The 24,531-nt window shown below is 36.9% G+C and carries 26 protein-coding genes and 1 pseudogene; 21 read left to right on the top strand and 6 right to left on the bottom strand.

Features of this window, described 5'->3' with window-relative positions:
* The first annotated feature begins 45 nt into the window (after window positions 1–45).
* The 7 genes from BMX24_RS08450 (at window position 46) to BMX24_RS08420 (ending at window position 7,904) form a co-directional block, all read left to right on the top strand.
* Window positions 46–2,079, top strand: a complete 2,034-nt coding sequence (locus BMX24_RS08450) for an alpha-glucuronidase (RefSeq protein ID WP_089791590.1) — start codon at window positions 46–48, stop codon at window positions 2,077–2,079.
* 125 nt (window positions 2,080–2,204) lie between these two features.
* The gene (fsa, locus tag BMX24_RS08445; protein ID WP_089791589.1) at window positions 2,205–2,858 is read left to right on the top strand and encodes a fructose-6-phosphate aldolase; all 654 of its coding nucleotides are present in this window, start codon (window positions 2,205–2,207) and stop codon (window positions 2,856–2,858) included.
* Window position 2,859: 1 nt separating this feature from the next.
* Window positions 2,860–3,708 carry a transketolase gene (locus tag BMX24_RS08440; protein WP_089791588.1) on the top strand — a complete coding sequence of 283 codons (849 nt, stop codon included), beginning with the start codon at window positions 2,860–2,862 and terminating at the stop codon, window positions 3,706–3,708.
* Window positions 3,709–3,773: 65 nt separating this feature from the next.
* Window positions 3,774–4,736, top strand: a complete 963-nt coding sequence (locus BMX24_RS08435; RefSeq protein ID WP_089791587.1) for a transketolase family protein — start codon at window positions 3,774–3,776, stop codon at window positions 4,734–4,736.
* Between the two features lie 64 nt (window positions 4,737–4,800).
* Window positions 4,801–5,988 carry a galactokinase gene (gene galK / locus BMX24_RS08430; protein WP_089791586.1) on the top strand — a complete coding sequence of 396 codons (1,188 nt, stop codon included), beginning with the start codon at window positions 4,801–4,803 and terminating at the stop codon, window positions 5,986–5,988.
* Window positions 5,957–7,024 carry a UDP-glucose--hexose-1-phosphate uridylyltransferase gene (locus BMX24_RS08425; RefSeq protein WP_317040873.1) on the top strand — a complete coding sequence of 356 codons (1,068 nt, stop codon included), beginning with the start codon at window positions 5,957–5,959 and terminating at the stop codon, window positions 7,022–7,024. The genes galK and BMX24_RS08425 overlap by 32 nt, the downstream gene beginning before the upstream one ends.
* A gap of 82 nt (window positions 7,025–7,106) precedes the next feature.
* A complete protein-coding gene (locus BMX24_RS08420) occupies window positions 7,107–7,904 on the top strand; it encodes an HAD family hydrolase (protein WP_089791584.1) in 798 nt (265 codons plus the stop codon).
* Window positions 7,905–7,994: 90 nt separating this feature from the next.
* On the opposite strand, the gene BMX24_RS08415 is transcribed toward BMX24_RS08420, so the two are convergent.
* On the bottom strand, window positions 7,995–9,062 hold the full coding sequence (locus BMX24_RS08415; protein WP_089791583.1) for a Gfo/Idh/MocA family protein: 1,068 nt from the start codon (window positions 9,060–9,062) through the stop codon (window positions 7,995–7,997).
* Window positions 9,063–9,210: 148 nt separating this feature from the next.
* Between BMX24_RS08415 and BMX24_RS08410 the strand changes: the two genes are divergently transcribed.
* The 5 genes from BMX24_RS08410 (at window position 9,211) to BMX24_RS08395 (ending at window position 13,865) form a co-directional block, all read left to right on the top strand.
* Complete coding sequence (locus BMX24_RS08410) at window positions 9,211–10,185, top strand: helix-turn-helix domain-containing protein (protein WP_089791582.1); 975 nt, start codon at window positions 9,211–9,213, stop codon at window positions 10,183–10,185.
* 302 nt (window positions 10,186–10,487) lie between these two features.
* Window positions 10,488–11,396, top strand: coding sequence for an alpha/beta fold hydrolase (locus tag BMX24_RS08405; RefSeq protein ID WP_089791581.1), 909 nt, complete (start codon window positions 10,488–10,490; stop codon window positions 11,394–11,396).
* A gap of 411 nt (window positions 11,397–11,807) precedes the next feature.
* The gene (locus BMX24_RS08400; protein ID WP_089791580.1) at window positions 11,808–12,470 is read left to right on the top strand and encodes a BON domain-containing protein; all 663 of its coding nucleotides are present in this window, start codon (window positions 11,808–11,810) and stop codon (window positions 12,468–12,470) included.
* Between the two features lie 27 nt (window positions 12,471–12,497).
* The gene (locus BMX24_RS21165) at window positions 12,498–12,644 is read left to right on the top strand and encodes a hypothetical protein (protein ID WP_170835672.1); all 147 of its coding nucleotides are present in this window, start codon (window positions 12,498–12,500) and stop codon (window positions 12,642–12,644) included.
* A 276-nt stretch (window positions 12,645–12,920) separates the two neighbouring features.
* Entirely contained in the window at window positions 12,921–13,865 is a 945-nt protein-coding gene (locus tag BMX24_RS08395; protein WP_089791579.1) for a 1-phosphofructokinase family hexose kinase, read from the top strand.
* Between the two features lie 404 nt (window positions 13,866–14,269).
* Here BMX24_RS08395 and BMX24_RS08390 read toward each other — a convergent pair whose 3' ends face one another.
* Both BMX24_RS08390 and BMX24_RS08385 read right to left on the bottom strand, forming a co-directional pair.
* Window positions 14,270–14,998 (bottom strand): pirin family protein, encoded by a 729-nt coding sequence (locus tag BMX24_RS08390; RefSeq protein WP_089791578.1) that lies wholly within the window; start codon window positions 14,996–14,998, stop codon window positions 14,270–14,272.
* Between the two features lie 78 nt (window positions 14,999–15,076).
* Window positions 15,077–15,652 carry an isochorismatase family protein gene (locus BMX24_RS08385; protein ID WP_089791577.1) on the bottom strand — a complete coding sequence of 192 codons (576 nt, stop codon included), beginning with the start codon at window positions 15,650–15,652 and terminating at the stop codon, window positions 15,077–15,079.
* A 350-nt stretch (window positions 15,653–16,002) separates the two neighbouring features.
* On the opposite strand from BMX24_RS08385, the gene BMX24_RS08380 reads away from it, so the two are divergent.
* The 3 genes and pseudogenes from BMX24_RS08380 (at window position 16,003) to BMX24_RS08370 (ending at window position 17,400) form a co-directional block, all read left to right on the top strand.
* Window positions 16,003–16,581: a Crp/Fnr family transcriptional regulator gene (locus BMX24_RS08380; protein WP_089791576.1), complete on the top strand. Its 579-nt coding sequence runs from the start codon at window positions 16,003–16,005 to the stop codon at window positions 16,579–16,581.
* Between the two features lie 152 nt (window positions 16,582–16,733).
* Window positions 16,734–16,883: pseudogene (locus BMX24_RS21505) on the top strand (DUF1348 family protein); the annotation flags it as partial.
* A gap of 25 nt (window positions 16,884–16,908) precedes the next feature.
* Window positions 16,909–17,400 (top strand): cupin domain-containing protein, encoded by a 492-nt coding sequence (locus BMX24_RS08370; protein ID WP_089791575.1) that lies wholly within the window; start codon window positions 16,909–16,911, stop codon window positions 17,398–17,400.
* Window positions 17,401–17,723: 323 nt separating this feature from the next.
* On the opposite strand, the gene BMX24_RS08365 is transcribed toward BMX24_RS08370, so the two are convergent.
* A complete protein-coding gene (locus tag BMX24_RS08365; protein WP_089791574.1) occupies window positions 17,724–18,455 on the bottom strand; it encodes a YoaK family protein in 732 nt (243 codons plus the stop codon).
* A gap of 62 nt (window positions 18,456–18,517) precedes the next feature.
* Window positions 18,518–19,198, bottom strand: a complete 681-nt coding sequence (locus BMX24_RS08360; RefSeq protein ID WP_089791573.1) for a Crp/Fnr family transcriptional regulator — start codon at window positions 19,196–19,198, stop codon at window positions 18,518–18,520.
* Between the two features lie 182 nt (window positions 19,199–19,380).
* On the opposite strand from BMX24_RS08360, the gene gcvH reads away from it, so the two are divergent.
* The 6 genes from gcvH (at window position 19,381) to BMX24_RS08330 (ending at window position 23,126) form a co-directional block, all read left to right on the top strand.
* Window positions 19,381–19,761: a glycine cleavage system protein GcvH gene (gene gcvH / locus BMX24_RS08355; RefSeq protein ID WP_089791572.1), complete on the top strand. Its 381-nt coding sequence runs from the start codon at window positions 19,381–19,383 to the stop codon at window positions 19,759–19,761.
* A gap of 1 nt (window position 19,762) precedes the next feature.
* Complete coding sequence (gcvT, locus tag BMX24_RS08350) at window positions 19,763–20,863, top strand: glycine cleavage system aminomethyltransferase GcvT (RefSeq protein ID WP_089791571.1); 1,101 nt, start codon at window positions 19,763–19,765, stop codon at window positions 20,861–20,863.
* An 82-nt stretch (window positions 20,864–20,945) separates the two neighbouring features.
* Window positions 20,946–21,542, top strand: coding sequence for a methyltransferase domain-containing protein (locus BMX24_RS08345; RefSeq protein ID WP_089791570.1), 597 nt, complete (start codon window positions 20,946–20,948; stop codon window positions 21,540–21,542).
* Between the two features lie 160 nt (window positions 21,543–21,702).
* Window positions 21,703–22,311, top strand: coding sequence for a Crp/Fnr family transcriptional regulator (locus tag BMX24_RS08340; protein WP_089791569.1), 609 nt, complete (start codon window positions 21,703–21,705; stop codon window positions 22,309–22,311).
* Window positions 22,312–22,378: 67 nt separating this feature from the next.
* On the top strand, window positions 22,379–22,687 hold the full coding sequence (locus BMX24_RS08335; RefSeq protein WP_089791568.1) for a rhodanese-like domain-containing protein: 309 nt from the start codon (window positions 22,379–22,381) through the stop codon (window positions 22,685–22,687).
* 4 nt (window positions 22,688–22,691) lie between these two features.
* Entirely contained in the window at window positions 22,692–23,126 is a 435-nt protein-coding gene (locus tag BMX24_RS08330; RefSeq protein WP_089791567.1) for an OsmC family protein, read from the top strand.
* A 144-nt stretch (window positions 23,127–23,270) separates the two neighbouring features.
* On the opposite strand, the gene BMX24_RS08325 is transcribed toward BMX24_RS08330, so the two are convergent.
* A complete protein-coding gene (locus BMX24_RS08325; protein WP_228404740.1) occupies window positions 23,271–24,410 on the bottom strand; it encodes a LytR/AlgR family response regulator transcription factor in 1,140 nt (379 codons plus the stop codon).
* Between the last annotated feature and the right edge of the window lie 121 nt (window positions 24,411–24,531).

Here is a 24,531-nt window from a genome sequence, read left to right as displayed (position 1 = left end):
ACAATTTGGCTTTAGCCAAAATTTAAATAATTGAAATATTTAACAATGCAACATTTCAGGCTGTACATCATATTATTTTTAATAATTCCGTTCACGGTTTTTGCAGAAGACGGAAGTCAGCTTTGGCTTCGGTTTCCCGCGAAAAATGGAATTTCAGCAGATAAGATTTTATCCAAAGGAAACAATCCAACTTTACAAATTGCTAAAAAAGAATTAATAAATTATTGGCAAGGTCAGGAAATTGAGCTTCGTACGGATAAATCATTGAAAAATTTAAAAGGAGGGTATACGATAAAATCGGTTCAGAACAAATTGGTTATTTCTGCCGAAAAGGAAATCGGATTGCTTTACGGAGTCTATCATATTTTACGTTTACAGCAGACGAAATCATCCATTACCAATCTTGATATTACGGAAAAACCTTCGTATGACGTCAGAATCCTTAATCATTGGGATAATCTGGACGGAACAATTGAGCGTGGTTATGCCGGACATTCGCTTTGGAAATGGGAAGATTTGCCAAACACCATTTCGCCGAGATATGAAGAATATGCTAGAGTTAATGCTTCGATTGGAATTAATGCGGCCGTTCTCAATAATGTGAATGCATCTCCGAATATGCTCAGAAAAGACTATCTGGAAAAAGTAAAGGTGTTGGCAGATATTTTCAGACCTTACGGAATCAAAGTTTATTTATCTGTTAATTTTTCATCACCCAAAGTTTTAGGTGGATTGGAAAATTCTGACCCTTTAAATAGAGAGGTTCAGAAATGGTGGAAAGATAAAGCTGCAGAAATTTATAAATTAATTCCCGATTTCGGAGGATTTTTGGTTAAAGCCAATTCCGAAGGACAACCCGGACCGCAGGATTATGGAAGAACGCACGCAGACGGCGCCAATATGATGGCAGATGTTCTGAAACCTTACGGTGGAATCGTGATGTGGAGGGCTTTTGTTTACAGTCCAAGTAAAGAAGACCGTGCAAAACAGGCTTATCTGGAGTTTGTACCTCTTGATGGTAAATTTAGAGATAATGTCATTATTCAGATCAAAAATGGCCCCGTTGATTTTCAGCCCCGTGAAGCGTTCAATCCGCTTTTTGGAGCATTGAGAAAAACACCCGAAATGGTTGAATTCCAGATTACTCAGGAATATCTGGGGCAAGCTAATCATCTGGTTTATCTTGCACCATTGTTTAAGGAAACTTTAGATAGCGATACCTATTCTGATGGAAAAAATTCTACCATTGCTAAAATTACGGACGGTACTTTAAGGCCACATACATTAACAGCAATTGCAGGTGTTGCCAACATTGGAGAAGATAAAAACTGGACAGGTCATCATTTTGCACAGGCCAATTGGTATGCATTCGGACGTTTGGCGTGGAATCACGATCTGACTTCTGAACAGATTGCTGATGAATGGTTAAAAATGACGTTTAACGATGATGAAAAATTCCTCAAACCTGTAAAAGAAATGATGCTCACTTCAAGAGAAACAGCGGTAGATTACATGATGCCGCTTGGTCTTCATCATATTTTCGCAGGTGGACACCATTACGGGCCTGAACCGTGGGGAGATTACAAAGGCGGCAGACCAGACTGGTCGCCGGTGTATTATCATCAGGCGAATCAACAGGGAATCGGTTTCGACCGTACAAAATCAGGAAGTAATGCAGTGGCTAATTATTTCCCTCCATTAAACGACATCTATGGAAATATCAAAACCTGTCCGGAAAACCTTATTCTGTGGTTTCATCATGTTCCGTGGAATTATCAGATGAAAGACGGAAAAACCTTATGGGAAGAATTATCTTACAAATATGATACAGGCGTAAAAAACGTACGCGAATATCAAAAAGATTGGGACAAAGTGCAGCCTTTTGTTGATGAAGAACGATTTCAGCACATTCAGGCAAAATTAAAAATTCAGGCAAGAGATGCCGTTTGGTGGAAAGATGCCTGTCTGTTGTATTTCCAGACGTTTTCAAAAATGCCGATTCCTTATGACATTGAGCGCCCTGTTTATGAATTGGATGATTTGAAGAAGATTAAATTAAATATGGGACATCATAACTAAAACTCTTAACTAAAATCACTTACATTCTTATTTCCTGATTTTTTAGTTTAAAATATTAGATAAAAATTGTGTGGATAAATTTATAAGTGTATTTTTAACACTTAAATGAATTAACAATATATTTTATGAAATTTTTTATAGACACAGCCAACCTTGCTATGATAGAAGAAGCCAATGCTTTGGGTATTCTTGATGGCGTTACGACCAATCCTTCTCTCATGGCTAAAGAAGGAATTTCCGGAAAAGAGAATATTCTTAATCATTACCTTACAATCTGCGATATCGTAGATGGCGACGTAAGTGCCGAAGTTATCGGAATCACTTATGATGAAATGATTAAAGAAGGAGAAGAGTTAGCAGCACTACATCCTCAAATTGTAGTAAAAGTTCCCATCATCAAAGACGGAATTAAAGCGATCAAATATTTTTCCCAAAAAGGAATAAGAACAAATTGTACCTTGATTTTTTCTGCGGGACAGGCTCTTTTGGCAGCTAAAGCCGGAGCTACGTATGTTTCACCCTTTTTAGGCAGATTGGACGATGTTTCTACGGACGGATTAAATTTAATTGAAGAAATCAGAACCATTTATGATAATTTCGGATTCGAAACACAGATTTTGGCAGCTTCCGTAAGACATAGCATGCACATTATCAATTGTGCAAAAATAGGTGCAGATGTTGTTACCTGTCCTTTGCCACCCATTTTGTCATTGCTGAAACATCCCTTAACAGACAGCGGTCTGGAGCAGTTTATAAAAGATTCACAAAAAATGAAATAATATGCAGCACGATATTACAAAGCTCAAAAATATCGCTTCACAGGTGAGGAGAGATATTGTAAGAATGGTTCACGCCTGCCAGTCGGGTCATCCCGGAGGTTCGCTCGGATGTGCAGATTTTTTGGTCGCGCTTTATTTTGATGCGATGAAAAGAAAGGAAGGATTTGATATGAGTGGAAAAGGGGAAGATGTATTTTATCTTTCCAACGGTCATATTTCTCCTGTTTTTTACAGCGTTTTGGCGCATGCAGGGTATTTTGATAAATCGGAATTGGCAACTTTCAGAAAATTGAATTCAAGATTGCAGGGACATCCGACTACCCATGAGCATCTTCCCGGTGTGCGTGTAGCATCAGGTTCTCTTGGGCAGGGTTTGTCGGTGGCAATCGGTCATGCGGTTGGTAAAAAGCTGGACAAAGATGAGAATTTAGTGTTTACGCTCCACGGTGACGGCGAATTGCAGGAAGGGCAAAATTGGGAAGCCATCATGTATGCCTCCCACAACAAGGTCGATAATCTGATTGCGACGGTAGATTATAACGGTCAGCAGATTGACGGACCCACTTCAAAAGTCCTTTCTTTAGGTAATCTTAAAACCAAATTTGAAGCCTTCGACTGGAAAGTTCTCGAAGTTGAAAACGGAAACGATATGGAAAAAATTCTCAACGTTCTGGACGAAGCAAAATCATTGACAGGAAAAGGAAAGCCAATCTGCATTCTCCTGAAAACAGGAATGGGTCATGGTGTCGATTATATGATGGGAAGTCACGCCTGGCACGGTAAAGCACCTAATGACGAGCAACTGGCAAAAGCATTAGACCAGCTCGAAGAAACTTTGGGAGATTATTAATTTTAAATATTTGGGCAGCATAGCAATGTAAAATCTACATTAAAATCATTTCAACAAGTCACACAATGAAAAAATATACCTACACAGAAAAAAAAGATACAAGAAGCGGGTTTGGAGCCGGTCTTGCTGAATTGGCAGACAGAAATCCGAATGTTGTAGCACTTTGCGCCGACCTTATCGGTTCATTGAAAATGGAAAAATTCATAGAAAAAGCACCGGAACGCTTTTTTCAGATCGGAATTGCGGAAGCCAACATGATTGGTATGGCTGCAGGTTTGGCAACAGAGGGCAAGATTCCGTTTACGGGAACATTTGCCAACTTTTCCACCGGAAGAGTATACGACCAGATTCGTCAGTCGGTGGCTTATTCTGATAAAAACGTGAAGATCTGTGCTTCACACGCTGGGTTGACTTTAGGCGAAGACGGTGCAACACATCAAATTCTGGAAGATATCGGTTTGATGAAAATGCTTCCGGGAATGACCGTTATCAATACCTGCGACTACAACCAGACCAAAGCAGCCACCATTGCGATTGCAGATTACGAAGGTCCGGTTTACCTGCGTTTCGGAAGACCTGTAATTCCTGTTTTTACGGATGAAAATCAAACATTCGAAATCGGGAAAGCCTGGATGGTAAACGAAGGAAAAGATGTAACAATCATAGCAACAGGACATTTGGTTTGGGAAGCGATAAAAGCCGGAGAAATCCTGGAAGAGCAGGGAATTGATGCTGAAATTATTAATATTCACACTATCAAACCTTTAGACGCTGAAGCAATTCTTAAATCAGTTAAAAAAACAGGATGTGTCGTTACTGCCGAAGAACATAACAGATTGGGCGGCTTGGGCGACAGTGTTGCCCAGCTTTTGATCACAGAATATCTTGCGCCGCAGGAATATGTTGCTGTAAATGACAGCTTTGGTGAAAGCGGAACACCCGATCAACTGATGGAAAAATACGGGCTCACAGCCAATGACATTGTAGAAGCTACAAAAAAAGTGATGAAAAGAAAGCAAATCGATTAACATAAAATATTTGTGTTTTGTAATAAGACTCAATTCATCTAAAAAGTATAAATTGCAGTCATTTATGATGGAAAAATTAATTAATTATACAACAGAAGCATTCCAATCTGTCTTCAAGTCAGAGCCGGAAAGCATTTTTCTGGCCCCGGGAAGAATTAATATTATTGGTGAACACGTCGATTACAGTGACGGTTTTGTGCTCCCTGCAGCTATTGACAAACATATTTGTTTTGCTGTGAAAAAAATTGATGATTCGGAAACCTGTACTTTTTTTGCTATAGACTTTGACGATTCTTTCAGCTTTAACATCAACCAAAAACAAACTCCGGTTTCACAGGTTTGGGTTAATTATTTACTGGGTGTATTTAATGCTATTCAGGAAAAGGGAAAAAAGATCGGCGGCTTACAGATCGCTTTTAGCAGCACCATCCCAATGGGCTCCGGTTTATCGTCTTCAGCGGCTTTAGAATGCGGATTTGCCTTTATTCTCAACCAAATTTTTGATTTAAATTTAACAAAGAAAGATCTGGCATTGATCGGGCAAAAATCCGAACATACCTTTGTTGGCGTAAAATGCGGAATTATGGATCAGTTTGCCTCTGTTTTCGGTAAAGAACATCAAGTGATCATGCTGGACTGCAATTCTCTGGAACATCAGTATTTCGATGCGAATCTGGAAGGCTACAGCCTGGTGCTTTTCGACAGTTGTGTAAAACATACGCATCTCACTTCCGGTTACAATGACAGGAGAGAAGATGTTGATAGAGGAAAAAAGAAATTATGGGAGAAATTCCCTGAAATAGAGAAGTTCAGAGATTTCAGTTTTTCAATGTTGGAGGAAGTGAGGGCAGAAATAGGAGAGACATCCTACAAAAGATGCCTTTACCTTTTAAAGGAGATCAAGAGGGTTGAAAAAGCTGCCAAAGCTTTGTCAGAAGGCGATGTGAAATATCTGGGTGAGCTTCTTATCGAAACACATGCCGGGCTTTCGACTGAATTTGAAGTAAGCTGTAAGGAACTGGATTTTATGGTAGAGGAAACTTTAAAGGAAGAGGGTGTTTCAGGCGCAAGAATAATGGGCGGAGGTTTTGGCGGATGCAGCATCAATCTTATTAAGGATGAAAATGTAGATGAAGTGATTAAAAATATCAGTACGAAATACAAAACGTATTATAATATCGAAATGAAAGTGTATCGTGTAAAAATATCGGATGGAATCAATGAATACAAAAGAAATAAATTCGTCATTTAATCAAAAAAAGCATCCTCACAGAAGATACAACCCTCTTTTGGATGAATGGATTCTGGTGTCTCCGCAAAGGGCAAACCGTCCCTGGCAAGGGCAAACCGAAAAGGTAGCCGAAGAAAAACTTCCTGCTCACGATCCGAATTGTTATTTATGTTCCGGAAATCTACGGGTAAATGGTGAAAGAAATCCCGTTTACAAAGGCGTGTATGTTTTTGATAATGATTTTGGCTCTCTGATGAAAGATGATATTGAATTTTCGGAGGAACAGTCGGATTTTTTTACATTAAAACCAGAACGCGGGATTAACAGAGTTATTTGTTTTTCTGAAAACCACAGTCTCACTTTACCGGAAATGGAAGCAGACGACATCAAAAAAGTTGTGGATGTCTGGCAGGAACAATATGAAGAGTTGGGTTCTGAAGATTATATCAGTCACGTTCAGATTTTTGAGAACAGAGGAAGTGTGATGGGATGCAGCAATCCGCATCCTCACGGCCAAATCTGGGCACAGGCTTCAATTCCGTCGACGGTTTTGAAGACGCAGGAAAACATGAAGAAATATTATGAAAAAAATGGAAGCTCGCTTCTTGAAGATTATATCAAAAAAGAACTGGAAGTAAAAGAAAGAATCGTTCTTGAAAATGAGGATTTTGTGGCTTTAGTTCCATTTTGGGCAATCTGGCCTTACGAAACGATGGTTGTCAGCAAAAGAAAAGCTGAAAACATTTTACAGTTTTCCGATGCAGAAAAGCTTTCTTTCTCAAAGATATTGAAAGATTTAACCACAAAATACGACAATCTTTTTGAGATTTCTTTTCCGTATTCAGCCGGAATTCATCAATCGCCAACAGATGGGAAACCTCATCCTGAATGGCATTTTCATATGCATTTTTACCCGCCTTTATTAAGGAATGCAGAGGTGAAAAAATTTATGGTTGGCTATGAAATGCTGGCAGAACCACAACGTGACATCACGCCGGAACAGAGCGCAGAAATACTGCAGAATCTTTCGGTTGTACATTACAAAAGCGATAAATAAAAAGAACTTAACTTTGCATCATACATTTTAATTGAATTACCCTCAAGAGACTTTAGGGAAATTATGCGTAAAGATTACTATTATGAAAGATATTAAACTGATTGTCACAGATATGGATGGCACCTTCCTCAATTCACATTATGAAGTAAGTCCTGACTTTTCTGCTGTCTTTCAGGAGTTGAAAAAAAGAAATATCCTGTTTGTACCTGCAAGTGGCAGACAAATGTCGGGTATTACCCAATATTTTGAAGACATTAAAAATGACATCGGTTTTATCGCAGAAAACGGAGGATATGTTATTTATAAAAATAAAGAGCTTTTCGCAGATAAGCTAGAACATAAATTTATTGTTGACATTACTGCGGCCATTCGTGAAATTCCTGGTGCGAGAGCTGTTTTGTCTGCAAAAAAGAAAGCTTATTATGAAAGTGATGATCAGCAGTTTGTAGATTATTTTACAAGATATTATACTGAAAATCAAAAAGTAAACGACTTGGGAGAAGAGGTGGATGATGATGTATTCAAGATTGCGGTTTATCATCCTGAGGGGTCTGAAAAAAATCTTTACCCTTTCCTTGAAAAATTCCGGGAGAATAATCTGGAAGTAGTGGTATCCGGGAAATACTGGCTAGATATCATGAATAAAGACATCAACAAAGGCAATGCACTGCAAAAGTTGCAGAATCTTTTGAATATTTCACCGTCCCAGACAATGTCTTTCGGAGATTACATGAATGATATCACCATGCTGGAAAAATCAAAATATTCTTATGCCATGGAAAATGCTCATCCTTCTGTAAAGGTTGCCGCCAGCTTTTCTACACTTTCAAATGATGATTTTGGTGTCTTAAAAACGATCAGTGAATATCTAAGTATCTAATTCTAAGAAGTAATTACATTTGAAGAATAATCCCGATACATTAATATCAGGATTTTGTTTAAAAATATTGTAAAATAAACAGCTTATCGCTTAGCTGTCAATAGAATCTAACAATCGGTAAAGTTCTACACCATCTGCAAATGTAGGAGCAGTTCTTGTATTATTTCTAATATCCAAAGCAAGCAATTTATAGATTCTTGCTATATTTCCACTTACCGGATCTGCCGGCAAACTGTCATATAATTCAGGTGGAGGCATTAAAGTTATCATTTCTTTTTCTGCCTCGCTTGCTCCTTTTATAGTTAAAGGTGTCAATTGGCCGTGACCTAGAGCCCCTGTTATTTGCAGATCGCCTTTTGTGCCGTTGATTTCCCATAACAGATTCGTTCCTTTTGAAATCCCACCGCGGTAATGTACAGAAATGGCAACATCATTTTCCAGCGTTCCTATGATCATAATCTGATCATCTGCCGTTTTATCTTTAACATGACCAGTGTCTTGAAGAGTCACTGTTTTAAAATGATTAATGATATTGGATGAAAATTCCTTAAAACCTCCCAAAACTTTAGTCACTCCAGCCAAAGTATGGGCTAATGGAATTGTAAGCATCGTTGCACCATTTTTTTTGTCGTACAGATAATAATTTTCTGATATCGTTTCATCCCGCCAATGACCACCGGAACCAATTAAAGTGGTTGATAGAACTTTACCAACATAACCTTCGCTGATCAATTGTTCCAGATAGCGCACTTCGGGAGAAACCGTCATCTGCAAGCCTGTCACAGCAACGACACCTTTACTTGCTGCCAATTCTGCCAGCTGAATAGATTCCTGCAAACCATTTCCCAAAGGATGTTCACAATACACATGTTTGCCCGCTTCCAGTGCAGCTTTTACCAATTCAAAATGATAAGGAACTTTTACCGTAACGACGACAAGATCTATATGTTCAGAATGAATCAACGCATCTGCATTCTCGAAAGCGTAAGGAATTTTAAATGCTTCGGCTGCAATTTTGGCGCTTTCGTAAGATGTATTGGCTACACCAGTTATTTCAAAGTCATCTTTTAGAAGCTCTAATGCCGGCAAATGTGCTGTTGATGCCCACTGTCCTTTGGGATTAAGACCTATAAAGCCTATTCTAATCTTTTCTTTCATTATTTAAAATTAATTGTCAATTTTTACTACTTGATTATTTTCTCATAATCTGCTTTTCATAATAAAAAATTGAATTTGATTTCTGCCTACAAAATTATTGTTACATTTATGAATAAAATAACCGTAAATAATATTAAAATAATCGTAAATGAAAATTTCGATCACGGATAAACAAGGTTCAGACATCATCACAGGATTTGCCAAAGCACTGGGAACGGTAATGACCGGAAGATATGTTTATATTCCAAAAGATAAAGGGGAGGGCTTCATCACAGGATTTTCTTGGAATGACAATCAACTGCGTGTTATGCTTAGGAACTATTTCCTGCACAAAGATATAGTAGTAGAGTGCACCAATGGATTTGCAGAGGATCAGGATGATATTATTTTTATTTTGAATGGTATTTTTCCCGATTCACTTTCATCTGAAAAGCAAATAGTTCCTGAACAACCCAGTGTCACTATTTGTAAGCAATCGGTAACATCAATTTTGGATATGCCTTCGAATACATTTTTCAGAAGCATCGTAGTTGCTGTTTCAAGAAATTATCTGCAAAAGTCATTTGGAAACATCAATCATCCTCTGGTAGAAAATATTTTGAATACTCAAGATAATTTTGCCTTTGATACAGCTTTATCGCCGGAAATGATAAAAGTAGCCAGCGAAATGCTCTATCCGAATGTTCCGGAGATTATGGAAAGCCATTACTGTAAATTAAAATGTGAAGAATTGCTTTCCTATATTTTCAGTTTGCTTGTCCAAAGAGAATCTGTACCAACGAGTACTTTACATATTGATGATATTAAAGCGATCTACTCTGTTAAGATCAAATTGCAGAGCGATTTGGATAATCCGCCAAACATAGCAGTTCTCGCCAAAGAGCTTGGAATGAGCGAACCTAAAATGAGAAAACTCTTCAAACAGACTTTTGGAAAAGGTATTTTCGAGTTTTTCCAATACAATAGAATGCAAGAAGCTGCACGATTATTAAAATTTGAAAGATTGAATGTTTCCGAAGTCGGTTATCAATTGGGGTTTACCAATCTGAGTCACTTTTCAAAAGTTTTTGAGCAATATATAGGACTGAAGCCAAAGAAATACTCTTCTGGTTTTAATTCGTAAAAATGTAATAATTATTGATTAAGGATATCAACTTTTTAGATCCTTTTTTGGACGTATGTTTTTTATTACCTATATGACTCGTAATTCCGTACTTGTCTACAAATTGTATATCATAGAAATTTACGCCGGTTGATCCACAGCTGAAATGAACTTTGCCTTGTACAAAATCTGCATTATTTCATATTAGGGAAAAATGTACCATAAACTCATCCAATAGTCCATTTTAGGAAATGACTGTTTTATAGATCTTTGCAGTATAAATAACTAAAGATAATCCTAACAGTAATTAAAATCAAAATCAAATGAAAACATTAATTTTAACATTAAGCCTTTTATGCACTTTTGCTTTCGGCCAACCGCTATCTGCTCAATCAATTAGAACTGCTGCATCAGCCGGAAGATCCGAATTCATTGAAGTTGAACCGAATGTAAAACTTCATGTAACAGACCTGGGAGTAGGACAACCAATCGTATTAATACATGGATGGCCATTAAACGATGCGATGTATGAATATCAATATCAATACTTTGTAGAAAAAGGATTCCGGGTAATAGGAATATCGATGAGAGGGTTTGGGAAATCAGACAGACCTTATGGTAAATATGATTTTGATGTTTTCTCCGATGACATCAAAGTTGTAATGGAAAAACTTAAAATAAAAAATGCGGTTCTAGGAGGTTTTTCTATGGGGGGTGCGGTTGTACTACATTATATGGCCAAATACAATGGAGCACATGTAAGCAAGCTGGCACTTTTTGCTGCTGCCGCACCGTCCTGGAAACAGCGTGAGGGTTTTCCTTATGGCGCTTCGGATGAAGCCGCTGCAGGTTTGATCAATACTACAAGAACCAACAGACAACAGTTGATTGAGGATTTTGGTAAAGCCTTCGCTGCAACTGAGGACGGTATCTCCAAAGGAATGTCCCAATGGCTGGCTGATATCAATGCCGATGCTTCACCTTATGCCACCACCCAATCTATAATCGCTTTAAGAGATCTTGATCTACGTCCGGAATTATCAAAAATTAATGTCCCTGTAGCAATATTTCATGGAACGAAAGATAAATTATGTGATTTTGCGTTTGCAGAACAATTACACAAAGGGCTTAAAAATTCTTACATCGTGAAATTTGAGAAAAGCGGACATGCATTGTTTATCGAAGAAATGGAGAAATTCAACACAGAACTTGAAAAGTTTGCAAAAAAATGATTGATAGCAGAACTGATTACATCCGGGCAAATTTTCTTCTGATAAATCAAAAAAAAATAGAGAAAATGATAGGCTTAAAAGTGTAAAAAATATTTCACGGCAACATATGCGAAATTGATTATTTATCCCCATGCTTCGGACTTTACAATTATCAGCCATTTGATAATGACACGTATCACTTAAAACTCTGATCAGGATCAGGTTTTATAATGATTCGTGTCATTTTATTTTTAATAAAGTATATGGAGCTTTGTAATGCTTTTATAATGAAATGGTTACGTAATCTTATTGTATAAGTAAAATTAAAAATCAACAATTGTCAAACCGGAGATTGATTGCAAGCTGTCTTTTCCTGTTGTCAAAGCCAAAGCATTGTGATTTCAATTTCCAAAATTAAAATTTAGATTAAAAATGAAAACAAATTCAGAATTACAGAGAGACGTTCAAGAAGCAATTGAATGGGAGCCACTGTTGAAAGCCGCAGAAATTGGAGTTATCGCAAAAGAAGGTATTATTACCCTTACGGGCATTGTAGACAGTTATTCAAAAAAGACCGAAGCGGAAGAAGCCGCTAAAAAGGTTGCCGGAGTTAAAGCCTTGGTTGAAAATATCGAGGTTAAATTGCCGAATTCCTGGTTCAAAACAGATGAGGAAATCGCCAGGGATGTTTTGAACGCATTGAAATCTGACTGGACTGTCCCGGATGATAAGATAGCTGTAAAAGTAGAAGACGGCTGGGTAACATTGGAAGGCGAACTTTCCTGGAATTATCAGAGAGAGGCTGCAAAAAATGATATTAAAAATCTTACCGGAGTTACAGGAATAAGCAACAAAATTAAGATCAAATCTGAAATACACGATGAGATCGAACAGAAAAACGTTAAAAGAGCGCTTAAGAGAAGTACAATTGATGACAGTAACATCGAAGTATCCGTATCGGGAACTACAGTCACTTTAACAGGGGTCGTAGATTCTTTATATGAAAAAGAAGAAGCAGGACGCATTGCTTGGAAAACTCCCGGTATCTGGCATGTGAAAAATCAATTGGCCGTTGACTACGAATATGCTCTCTAACAGTAATTATTAAAAAAAAATAATATAATGAGAACCAAGGAAAATAAACAAAAAACGGAGTCCCAGGATATTTCTAAAGCCCAAAAACAGAAAAATACGGAACTCCGAAAAAAAACAGATAGTCATCACCAATCTGTCGGCAAAACCCCCAAAGATGACGCAAAGCATCACTAAAGAAAACTTTAATTCAGATACTATAGGTAACAACAAAGGCCAGCTATTTTAGTTCGCCTTTGTTGTTTTATTTAAAAAATAAAAAATTAATTCCGTGTTAAATTATATATAGTCAGTAAATTTATATTCCGGAGTTTAAAAAAATTACAGAAGATAAGATGATGCATTTCAGATTACATATGAGATCTGTTCTTTATGGTGGAAATTTGAAATTATCAGAAGTGGTGTTTCCCGGAAGATTGGTCGCAACCCTTAAAAATTTTGAGAAAAAATAAAATGAAAAAGACTATTTTAACAATCACACTGAATCCGTCGGTAGACAAAAGCAGCAGTGTACAAAATATAATTCCTGAGAAAAAATTACGTTGTAATTCTCCTAAGTATGAAGCAGGGGGAGGAGGAATTAATGTATCCAGAGCATTAAAAAGATTAGGGATACTTTCAGATACTTTTTTTACTTCAGGTGGAAGAACCGGCATGCTACTGGAGGAGTTGCTTCATAGCGAGCAACTGGATGCATTATCCTTCCACGTTGCTGCAGAAACACGGGAAAATTTTACTGTTTCGGATATTTCTGATAAGAAGCAGTATAGATTTGGATTCCCTGGAGAATCGCTAACACAAGAGGAGCAAAAGGAAATTTTGAATAATATTGATGTAATGAATCAAGTCCCTGATTTTATAGTAATCAGTGGAAGTCTTCCGATTGGGGTTGACCGGAAATTTATGAAGCAGCTTATCAACATATGCAAAACCAAAGGCAGCAAGCTAATTGTAGACTCTTCTGGGAAGCTTCTCAAAACAGCTGTAGAAGAAGGAGTGTTTTTATTAAAGCCCAATATTGGAGAGCTGGCTTCTCTGGCAGGAAAGGAAAAGCTGGAAGACAGTGAGATACATAAAACAGCCCAGCTTATTATTTCCCAGGGAAAAGCTGAGGTTGTGGTCGTTTCATTAGGATCTCAAGGAGCTGTTTTATTTTCAGCAACTGAACAAATTCAAATTAAAGCACCGGCTGTTGACGTAAAAAGCACTGTTGGTGCAGGAGACAGTATGATTGCCGGGATGCTTTCTGTTTTGATACAAAGAGGAAATTATAAAGAAGTTTTGGCAATGGGTGTAGCATGTGGTTCAGCAACTACAATGGCCGAAGGGTCAGGGCTTTTCGCCAAGGAAAATGTGGAGCATTTATTTGAAGAAATTCAAAAACAGCAGATCAAGTAAATTTTGAAGATAGTTTTAATTTTCATACCGGCTACGATGCTTCCTTATCCTCAGGAATATATTTCCTACAAAAAGCTTACGGCTATTTCGTGACAGATTACTAATGCATAGAGTAAATAATGCATTCTTATCTTAGATATTGCCGTTTGAATAGTTAAGAGTTTTATTAATGAATATTGTTAGGTAACTATAAGTAGAAGAAGTTTGGTAAAAAACTCAAATGTTATTAAGCAACTGGATTTTGATAGTCCAATTATTAAACGATCAGATTTCATTTCCTGTTTTAGATAAGATTTCAGGAAGATTGTACATACAATCGCAGATTTACATAAAAAATGATACAATAAAAAACATCAAAAGCCTTTGAACTTCAAAGACTTTAGTATTTTATAAACAAAGAAAAATTACTGAAATTTATTTCCGCTAAACATACCTGTATCACTATATTGGGCGTCTTTTTTTATCTGAAACAAAACAAGGTCACTTTCTGTAATGGCTTCGAGAGGTAGATTTTCTTCAAGAATTACGCTGTCTCCTTTTGTAATCGTTTCATTTCCAATTCTAATATCCCCATTAAAACAGTACACAAAATTGATTACATCCTCATTCCAATCCGGGATTTCTACAGAATTGTTTTTTTGTAACCGGATGTCGAAAATATTGGTGTCAACCCTTAGTTTTAATGGTGAGTCAGCTCTGTTTCCGGCAGCCAGTCTCCAGATATTTTCACTATACATATTTTCAAAATGATGGAACTGAACCTTTGGTGGCAAGTCATTTTCAGAAGGCCGCATAAAGATTTGAAGCATTTCTACATCTTCTTCGGCGCTTTCTTCGTGCGAAATTCCGCTTCCGGCATTCATCAGCATCATATAAGCATTGTTTAGATGCTCTGTATGTCCGGTGCTGTCTTTATGAACCATCTTCCCCGAACGGATGTAAGAAAAAATCTCATCATCCTGATGCGGATGCATCGGAACCAATCCGGGGGGCTTAAATAAAGCGTGGTCAATTCGTCCGATGGTAAAAAATCCGGTATCATTTTTTCCAAGATTTGTTCCCGGATAAAGTATTTCAATGTGGAATGTCTGATTTCCATGTGTATGTTTTTCTGAAGCTCTTATAATTTTCATAACATAATTTTTAATTGTAAAAAACAAAAGAAACACCGTGATACATTCTGATACGATGTTTCTTTTATAAACCGAATTTTAGTGATAGTTTAAAATTCCCACCAGTTTTTGTCCATTAGGGCTTGTCCAGTCAATGGCCAATTCCGAAATAATCTGGTCTACCGTTGTGATAATTGCCCCTGCCTGTCTCATTCTTTCCAACGCCAGGTTGTCCCCATATTTTGTGTAAGAAGCCGAAGCATCCGCAGAAACCTGTACTTCATACCCTTCATCCAGCATCTGTAAAACAGGGAAAGTCACACAAATCTCAGTCGTAACTCCCGCTACGAAAAGTTTTTTTCTGCCTAAAGCTTTTACGGCCTCATTAAAACCTTCGTGGTGCATCGCGTTAACGATTCCTGGACGTTTGATGCGGGCTTCATAAGCTTCCGGTAAGATTTCCTGTAATTCCGGAATCAAAGGCCCCTGAATCTGATCTTCCATACTTGATGTTAAAATAACAGGCAGATGAAGTGCTTTTGCAATTTTTGCCAGTTTAATGGCGTTTTGTTTTACCAGATTGATGTCGTGGGAGTGTGTCCACGCCATTGTTCCTGTTTGGTGGTCAATCAGCAGTATTGCTGCGTTTTCTGGGTTGAATGCTTTTGTGTGCATGATTAAATGTATTTAAGTTAATATTATTTTATTCTGTACTTCAGCGATTGTAATTGCTTTTATACAGGACAAAATTATGTTGAATGGCTTCCGGAAAACGGTGATATTTGATACAAAAAATCTGTGACAAATGTCAATGTGTGTTTTTAAGTTTTTGATTATTAAGTAATTTAATTTTTATTTAAAAAAATGAAGTAAAGGATTATTTTTAAATCGTCCTGGGAACTAATTAGGGTGATTTTATTTAATCATTAATATTTTATTTAATTAAAAAAGTATTCAAATAGTGAAAGGATAAAGAAAATTTTTAAATTTGATTGATGACGATTTTTATCCCAAAAAACTAAAAAATGTACCAGCCGCTTTTTGAATATATAGAACGCTACAGCAATTCCAGCCTTTCATCTGAAGAAAAAGAGAAGATAGAATCGTTATTGCTTCCAAAGAAATTAAGGAAAAAACAGTATTTTCTCGAAGAAGGCAATATTTGTGCATACACAGGTTTTGTTCTGAAAGGAGCAATACGGCAGTTTAGTGTGGATAGCCATGGGATTGAATATATTCTGCAGCTGGCGTTAGAAAACTGGTGGATTGTTGACCGGCAGAGTTTTATGAATCAAACCCCTTCAAAATATTATATCGAAGCTTGGGAAAACACGGAATTATTGATTTTGCCAAGACCAAATCTTGATGCTTTTCTGGAAATTCCTTCGGTTAGAGATACGTTCTGGAAAATGAGTGAAAATAATCATATTGCTTCACAGAAACGGGTTGATGATGCCATCAGCCTCAGTGCTTTGCAACGGTATGAAAGCTTCGTTGAAAATCATCCCGAAATGATTCAAAGATTTCCTTTACATCAGATCGCCTCTTATTTGGGAATTTCCCGGGAAACGCTTAGCAGAATCAGGAAACAGAGTTTTCGATAATTACTTTTCATGCTGCATCGATTGTGATAAAAGTCAACGTTTTGAATTTATTGCTGGCGTAAATTTGTACTATTAAAATATAAATCACATAAAATCTATATGATGGAGCAGAAACATCCTTTACCTCCGTTTACCCGTGAAAGAATTAGCGTCGTTATGAATACGAATATCATAACGCAGAAGGACAATGGTTCAGGGCATATGGCAATGAAAACTGGGAATTTGATGAAAACGGACTTATGCAGAGATGGTTTGCAAGCGTAAATGATTTACCTATTGATGAATCGGAAAGACGACTTTAATAAAGTTTAAAAAAAACGAAAAATTATGGACTCAAATATTAGAATTATTGAGAAAGAAAACGGGAAAAGATTAGGCGTTGCAGGTGGAAACTACCGCATCGTTATTTCCGGTGAAGAAACGGATAATACCTATGCCGTTATTGAAATGACGGTTCCGCCGGGAGGAGGCCCGCCGCCACATTCTCATCCCAATACACACGAAACATTCTATGTTTTGGAAGGTGAGGTGGAATTTAAAACAGAAAAAGGAAAAATAATTGTTTCCAAAGGTGGTTTCGTAGAAATTCCTTTTGGTGGCGCTATTCATTGTTTTAAAAATACTTCAGATTCTTTTGCGAAATTGCTCTGCACCGTAATGCCTGCTGGACTGGAAAAAATCTTCGAAGCTGTCGGACAGCCGGTTTCCGAAGGTGAATTTTTGCCGGTTCCGGAAATGACGGAAGAGCGAAAAAGCTTATTACAACATCTCGATGAAATCCATGGACAGAAAACTTTTCCTCCCGATTATTTAGGGTAAAATCAATTGTTGTCCGATTAAAATTAGAAGAGGGAGGATGATTTTTATGAATAATTCTCAGGAGATTTTGCAGATCTATAATTTAGATCAATCCAATTCCAAGGTTATTTTTGAGGTTAATAAAACATACTTTACCGAAAGTATGGCTAGGGAATTTAATATTTTCTGGGAAATTTTGCCTTTTTTACAAAAATATGCAAAAAAGCATTAAAAAAATTGTGAGATAAATAACATTAATATCTGCAAGGAAGTTCATGCCAGGCAGCGTATTACTTGAACGGAACAGGAATGCATTAATTGAGATATTCATCGTAATGTGTTGATTAGCTTTCCCTTGTTTTTCTTTTGATCCGGTAGTACTTGAATAATAATGTATCATACCACAGGGCAAACAATAATAATGCGAGAGGGAAAAGAAGGGTTTTCAGCTGAAAATATAGGTAAAGAAGAGATCCTAGGATTCCACCTAAAAAGAAAAAGCTGATTATCATCAGTTTTAAAAAAATACTGCGGTTTAATTGTGTTTTCTTTTCTTTTTGATGGTGGAAAAAAAACTGTGACAATTCTATTCCCAGATCTGTAAACAATCCGGTGAGATGCGTGGTTCGTACCACAGATTGGGATACACGTGTCACCAAAGCATTTTGCAATCCCATCGCAAAAAGCAGCGCTGAAGAAATAATTATTGGGACAGAAGGCGTATTGGGGAGTATTTCAGAGGAGAAGCTTGTAAGAAGCATGATCATCATTTCGATAGACAGAGGAATAATATAGGACGTATGAGATTTGTGCTTTGAAGCCCATTCCATAATAAGCCCCGAAATGAAAGCTCCGGATAAAAAGAATAGAATGTATAACAAATAGATGGAGGCCATTTTGAAATTCCTCAAAAAAAGCTGCTCCGAGAAGTAGGCAAAATGTCCTGTTACATTGGTTGTAAGCGTGCTTACAGCAAGGACACCAGTAATATTTACCAATCCCGCGACACAGGATAAGATAGAAGCCAGTTTTAAATTGTGGGAATATGTACGTCCTTTCCCTTTATGCCTGAACATGAGTGATTTTTTTTAGTTAACAGATGATAAATTCATGATCAATACAGAAAGCTGCATTTGAGTTATAAATTTGCGATACGGCTTAATTTTTCTACATCCATTATCTGTATTTTTCTACCTTCCATAGCGATTAGCCGGTCTTCCCGGAAGTCATGAAGTATACGGGCTAAAGTTTCGTTGGCCGTGCCGACCATGCTGGCCAGGTTTGCTCTTGATAAGGTAATATACACTTTGTCGTCCATTGTATTGGATGTATATTTTTTATGCAAAATCAGTAAACTGAGTGCTACACGTTCTCTTACAGTTCGTTGTGATAAGACCGTCATCAGATTAGCCATCACACTGAATTCATGACTTAAACTTTTTAAAAGCAATCTTGAAAACACAACCGACTGATCGAGAATGCGTAAAAAATCTGTTTTTGAAATAAAAGCAATAGCAGAGTTTTCTATGGCTTGAGCGGTATCGCCGTAGGTGTCATCACTTAATATAGCAGAATATCCGAAAAATTCTCCAGCATTATAGATGTATATAATCTGCTCTCTTCCGTCATTATCGACCTTATATTTTTTTACTTTACCACTTTTTAAGTAAAAAATTCCATTAGGGGTAGTTCTTTCGGTAAAGATTGCTTCATTTTTACGGTAATTTTTAGCTTGCATCACCTGCCGAAGCAGCTCCTTGTCGCGGTCGGGGAGTTCATCAAAAAGGTACTGATTGTTAAAAATAAATTTTGAAATCATGGGTTACTAATTTACGTATTTTTAAGCTTCTATAAATTTGACTTAAATCAAGTTTATAGAAGAGATACATCATTTATTCTTTCTTGTAAAGCCCCTATTTTTGTCATCTCATTAAGTCTGTTATTATTAGCAGAGACCTTTTATGCAATAGACGAATGAGATTAATATAAATAACAGTTATAATGAAGATTCCTGAAAATCTCCTGTATACAGCGGATCACGAATGGGTAAGGATGGAAAATGATATTGCTTATATCGGAATTACAGATTTTGCCCAGCGTGAATTAGGAGACATAGTATATGTTGAAATTGAAACCCTGGGAGAAAATTTAAAGCAGCATGAAGTGTTCGGAACTGTAGAGGCCGTGAAAACGGTATCCGATCTTTTTCTGCCAATTGGTGGGGAAATATTGGAGATCAATACAAAATTAGAAGCAAATCCGGAGCTGGTGAATTCTGATCCTTATGGAGATGGATGGATGGTCAAAGTGAAAGTTGACAACCTTCTTGAAGCAGAAAGTTTATTAGCTTCCGATTCATATGCATCCATAATAGGCTTATAATATGGAAGTTATTACTAAAATAAAGAAAACGGCTTTTAATGCCATACATCATATTCTTGGGGCAAAAATGGTGGAATATGCGGGATATGAAATGCCTATTCACTATAAAGGTGTTATTCATGAGCATGAAGTGGTACGAAACGGAGTTGGCGTCTTTGACGTTTCGCATATGGGAGAGATCTCAATACAAGGAGCGGGTTCTCTGGAGCTCATCCAGAAAATAACTACAAATGATGCCTCAAAACTTTATCCCGGAAAAGTACAATACAGCTGTATGCCTAATGATACGGGAGGAATTATTGATGATTTGCTGGTATATCAAATAAGCAAAAATGATTATCTGCTTGTTGTTAATGCTTCCAATGTAGAGAAGGTTCTGGATTGGATTAGATGCTATAATTTATTTGGAGCGGAAGTGACCAATATCTCCGATTCAGTTTCTTTATTAGCCGTTCAGGGCCCTAAATCTGTAGAAGTTTTACAGAAATTGACTGACGTTAATGTAAAAGAAATGAAATCTTATACATTCACCATCGGCGAATTTGGACATATTCCGAATGCTTTGATCTCAGCAACAGGATATACGGGAGAAACAGGCTTTGAAATTTATGTAGAAAACAGATATGCGGCTCATCTGTGGGAAGCCCTATTTAATGCCGGAAAGCATGAAGGTATCGAACCGATCGGGCTGGGCGCAAGAGACACATTACGACTGGAAATGGGATATTGCCTTTACGGGAATGATATTAATGATTCTACATCACCTCTGGAAGCAGGTCTGGGATGGATAACAAAATTTAATAAAGATTTTGTTTATAGTGGTTTTTTAGCTATTCAAAAAAATAAAGGAGTCAGTAAAAAACTGATTGGTTTTGAAATGGAAGGCAAAGGCATACCCCGTCATGGTTATGAAATCTGGGATTGCCATCAGCAAATTATTGGGACAGTTACCTCAGGAGCATTATCTCCCACACTTAAAAAAGGAATAGGGATGGGGTATGTTTCGGTGGAAAACTCCTTGGCAGGAAACGAAATTTTTATAGCAATTAGAAACAAACCTGTTAAAGCAATAGTTGTTAACACTCCATTTATAAGAAAATAATTAAAAGAATGCTTCCTTATAAAGATCTATTGCTAAGGTCAAGAAATCTTTTAATGCATGAAGACGATCTACAATTTACGAAATGATTTTTACACAACTCAGACAGAATGTGGATGTTAAGGATCCTGTTTTTGATCAGATATATCCTCCCCATGTAAAGGCAGTGGCAGAAAGACACTGGACTCCTGTTGCAATAGCAAAAAAAGCCGCTGAATATCTGGTAGAGAAACCAGGAAGGAAAGTTCTTGATATCGGAGCAGGGGCGGGAAAATTTTGTCTGGTGGGTGCTGCTTCCACCAAGGGTTTTTTCTACGGGGTAGAGCAACGGGCTTCCCTCACCAGAATATCAAAGAAAATTGCAGAAAAAAACAATATTATAAATGTAAAATTCATCAACTCCAATATCAATGAGGTTTCATTTGCAGACTATGAGGCATTCTATTTTTTTAATTCTTTTTTTGAAAATATTGATACCTCTTTTCCCATTGATGATGCAGTGATTCCGCATAGAAATCTATATGATGAATATTCGAATTATGTAAAAGAACAATTGCATACAACTCCTGTAGGAACACGCTTGGTGACCTATTGGAGCAAATGGGACGAAATACCCAGAAGTTTCGAATTGGTAGATTCTGCCTGTAACGGATTATTGAGTTTTTGGAAGAAAACATTTTGAAATTATGTTTTGGCTCTTTAACAGAAGAAACTCATGTAAAAAGCCTTTATCAATAAAAATACATAGGTCTGAATATTATGTATATTTTTTTTTGTATCCCACAATTTGTGGGATACTTTTTTGTAACTTTCGTATCAGGTTTACTTTTTACTATTTGATAATGAACTTTCATGAAATTTTAGATCCGGAATTCAGAAAAGAGATTGCTTCCAGCGGTGACTTAAAAAGGTTCCCTGCAGGATCCGTAATTTTAGATATTGATTCGTATGTAAACTATATTCCTCTTGTGATGTCAGGAAGTGTTAAGGTAGTGCGAACAGAGGAAGATGGGAGAGAGATTCTCCTGTATTACCTGGCTCCCGGGGAGAGCTGTATCTCATCAATACTTTCAGGATTAACACATGATACTTCTAAAGTTAAGGCCATAGTAGAGGAAGATGCGGAAATTTTGATGTTATCTCTCGTCAAGGCCAAAGAATGGCTTATAAAATACCCGGAATGGTCTACTTTTGTCTTTGAACTTTATCACAAAAGATTTGAAGATCTTGTAACGATGGTCAATTCAATTGCTTTTCAGAAAGCAGATACAAGAATTCTCTATTTATTGAATCAGAAATCCCGGTTGTATAAATCGAAAGAACTTAATGTAACCCATCAGCAACTGGCAGATGAACTCGGGATTACACGGGAAGCCGTAAGCCGTGTTCTGAAACAGATTGAAACAGACGGCAAAATAAAACTTTCCCGAAATAAAATTACCCTATTGTAACCTTCATCACTGACAGGCATTTATCTGCACCTTACATTTGCACTATCAACTTAAAAACAATAAAAAAATGTTAGATGCAATAAAAAACCTTTTCGGGATGGATAAAACCGATTATGCAGATCTTGTAAAACAAGGTGCAGTGATTGTAGATGTGAGAAGCAAAAGAGAATATGAAGAAGGGCATATCAAGAATTCTCTTAATATTCCTGTAGACCAGCTGGATAAAAATCTTTCAAAATTAAGTAAAGACAAGACTATTATTACATGTTGTGCTTCAGGGATGAGAAGCGCTTCCGCAAAAAGTATTCTTCAGAATAACGGCTATAAAAATGTACACAACGGCGGAGGATGGATGAGTTTAAACAACAAAATCTAAAACAATGGAAGCACATTATTATAACGTAGATATTGAGTGGAAAAACGAGCGTAAAGGCGAAATGTCTTCTCCTGAACTTTCACAGAAAATAGAAGTCGCAACGCCTCCGCAATTTCCAAAAGGAATGGATGGTATCTGGTCTCCTGAGCATTTATTTACAGCAGCCGTAAGCAGCTGCCTGATGACCACATTTCTGGCCATTGCAGAAAACTCAAAGCTTGAATTTTCAAATTTTGAATGTAAGTCTAAAGGAAAACTCGAACAGGTGGAAGGTAAATTCCTGATGACCGAAGTTATTCTGGAACCCATTGTTACCATCAAAAACGAATCCGAAAGAGAGAAGGCAGAAAGAGTTCTTCAAAAATCCGAAGCCAATTGTCTGATATCCAATTCTGTGAGGTCTAAAATAACAATGATTCCTCAGATAAAATTAATATAGTTTTTAATGGAGGAAACAACCTCATGTTGAAGCTACTTTTGTTTATATAGATCAATTAAATTCAATCATTTCAGGGTTCTGAGTTAATAATGTTTGTAGAACGTTTAACTTGTTATGTTTTTTAACTAGAAAATAAACAACAGGCTATTGTTCAAGCCATTTCTTAAACTCTGCAACCCTGTTTTTGCTGATTAATATTGTTTCTTTGCTTTCAGGCATGGTGACGATTTTCAGCTGGTTTTTGCCGTAAAGAAGAATATTACTAATGGCTTTGATATTAATAATAAACTGGCGGTTGGCCCTATAAAACATTTTCTGATCTAAGGTTTTGATCAGTTCGTCCAGGCTTGAAGTGATTGGATATTGATTTGCTCTTGTGGTTTTAATATAAACAATATTATTTTCCAGAAAAAAATATGCAATTTCAGAAGTTTCCAAAGAGATAAGCTCGTCTTTTTGGTAAGTGATCACCCTTCTCTTAGAATTTTCGGCAGGATCTTCTTGAGACGGGAGAGCAGCATGTAATTTTAATCTTTCATGAATGCTGTTAAGTTGGGTATTAATGGCTGTTAGCATATTAATTTCATCATTAAGATCATTAATTTCACTGTTTTTTGCTGCTTCATATTTCCTGTATATCATTCGGATTAACAGAAAACTTACCACAAGAATTAAGAGGGTAGCAAGTAAAAAAGCGATTGAAAAATTTAGATATAAGCTGCGGATTTGTTCGTTGATTACTTCCAGGTTAGCATGAGAAGCGACCATCCAGTCACTTCCTCCGACGGGAAAAACACTTACGATTTCAGACCTCCGATCCCTACTCTGAACAAGATGTCGTGTCCCTGTACTTTCTTTTCCTGAGTTTAAAATTTCAATAAAATCAGAATGTTTACTGCCCGAAGTAAACGTGGAATTGTCTTTATCAATGATCTGCCCAACTAACGCAGGATTCGGATGACAAAGTTCGATGCCTTTTTGATTATACATACAGATGAAACTGCTTTGGGTATCGGTATTTACAATGCTATTTTGAAGATTTTGGATAACGGTTTCTTTGGGAATCCCTTGTTTTAACTGCATCTCTAAAAGCTTGCCGATTTCCCGGGCTTCCCTTTTTCCTGCTTCAAACTTTGCATTGAAAAGATCTTCTTTGGATAAAGAATATATATGCTGAAAAGAAAAAAAACTGATCAGTAAAACAGTAATACCGACTGCAAAAAATGTAATGGTATAAAGGCTGAATTTTTTCATAGAAAGAGTGAAAGGGGTTATTTCTGTCAAAAATAGAAAATTATTCAGAACAAAATATTCGCTTTTAAGATCATTTTTTTCCGTTTTAGACTTAAATTTAATCGCTAAAACATTGAAAGTGATTACTTTTGGAGAAGTTTTGCAATAAGCT

Origin of the sequence: Chryseobacterium wanjuense (genome assembly GCF_900111495.1) — a bacterium.
In the GTDB taxonomy this organism is placed as follows: domain Bacteria; phylum Bacteroidota; class Bacteroidia; order Flavobacteriales; family Weeksellaceae; genus Chryseobacterium; species Chryseobacterium wanjuense.
Note: the sequence above shows the minus strand (reverse complement) of the source record. Positions and strands in the feature narration are given on the sequence as shown.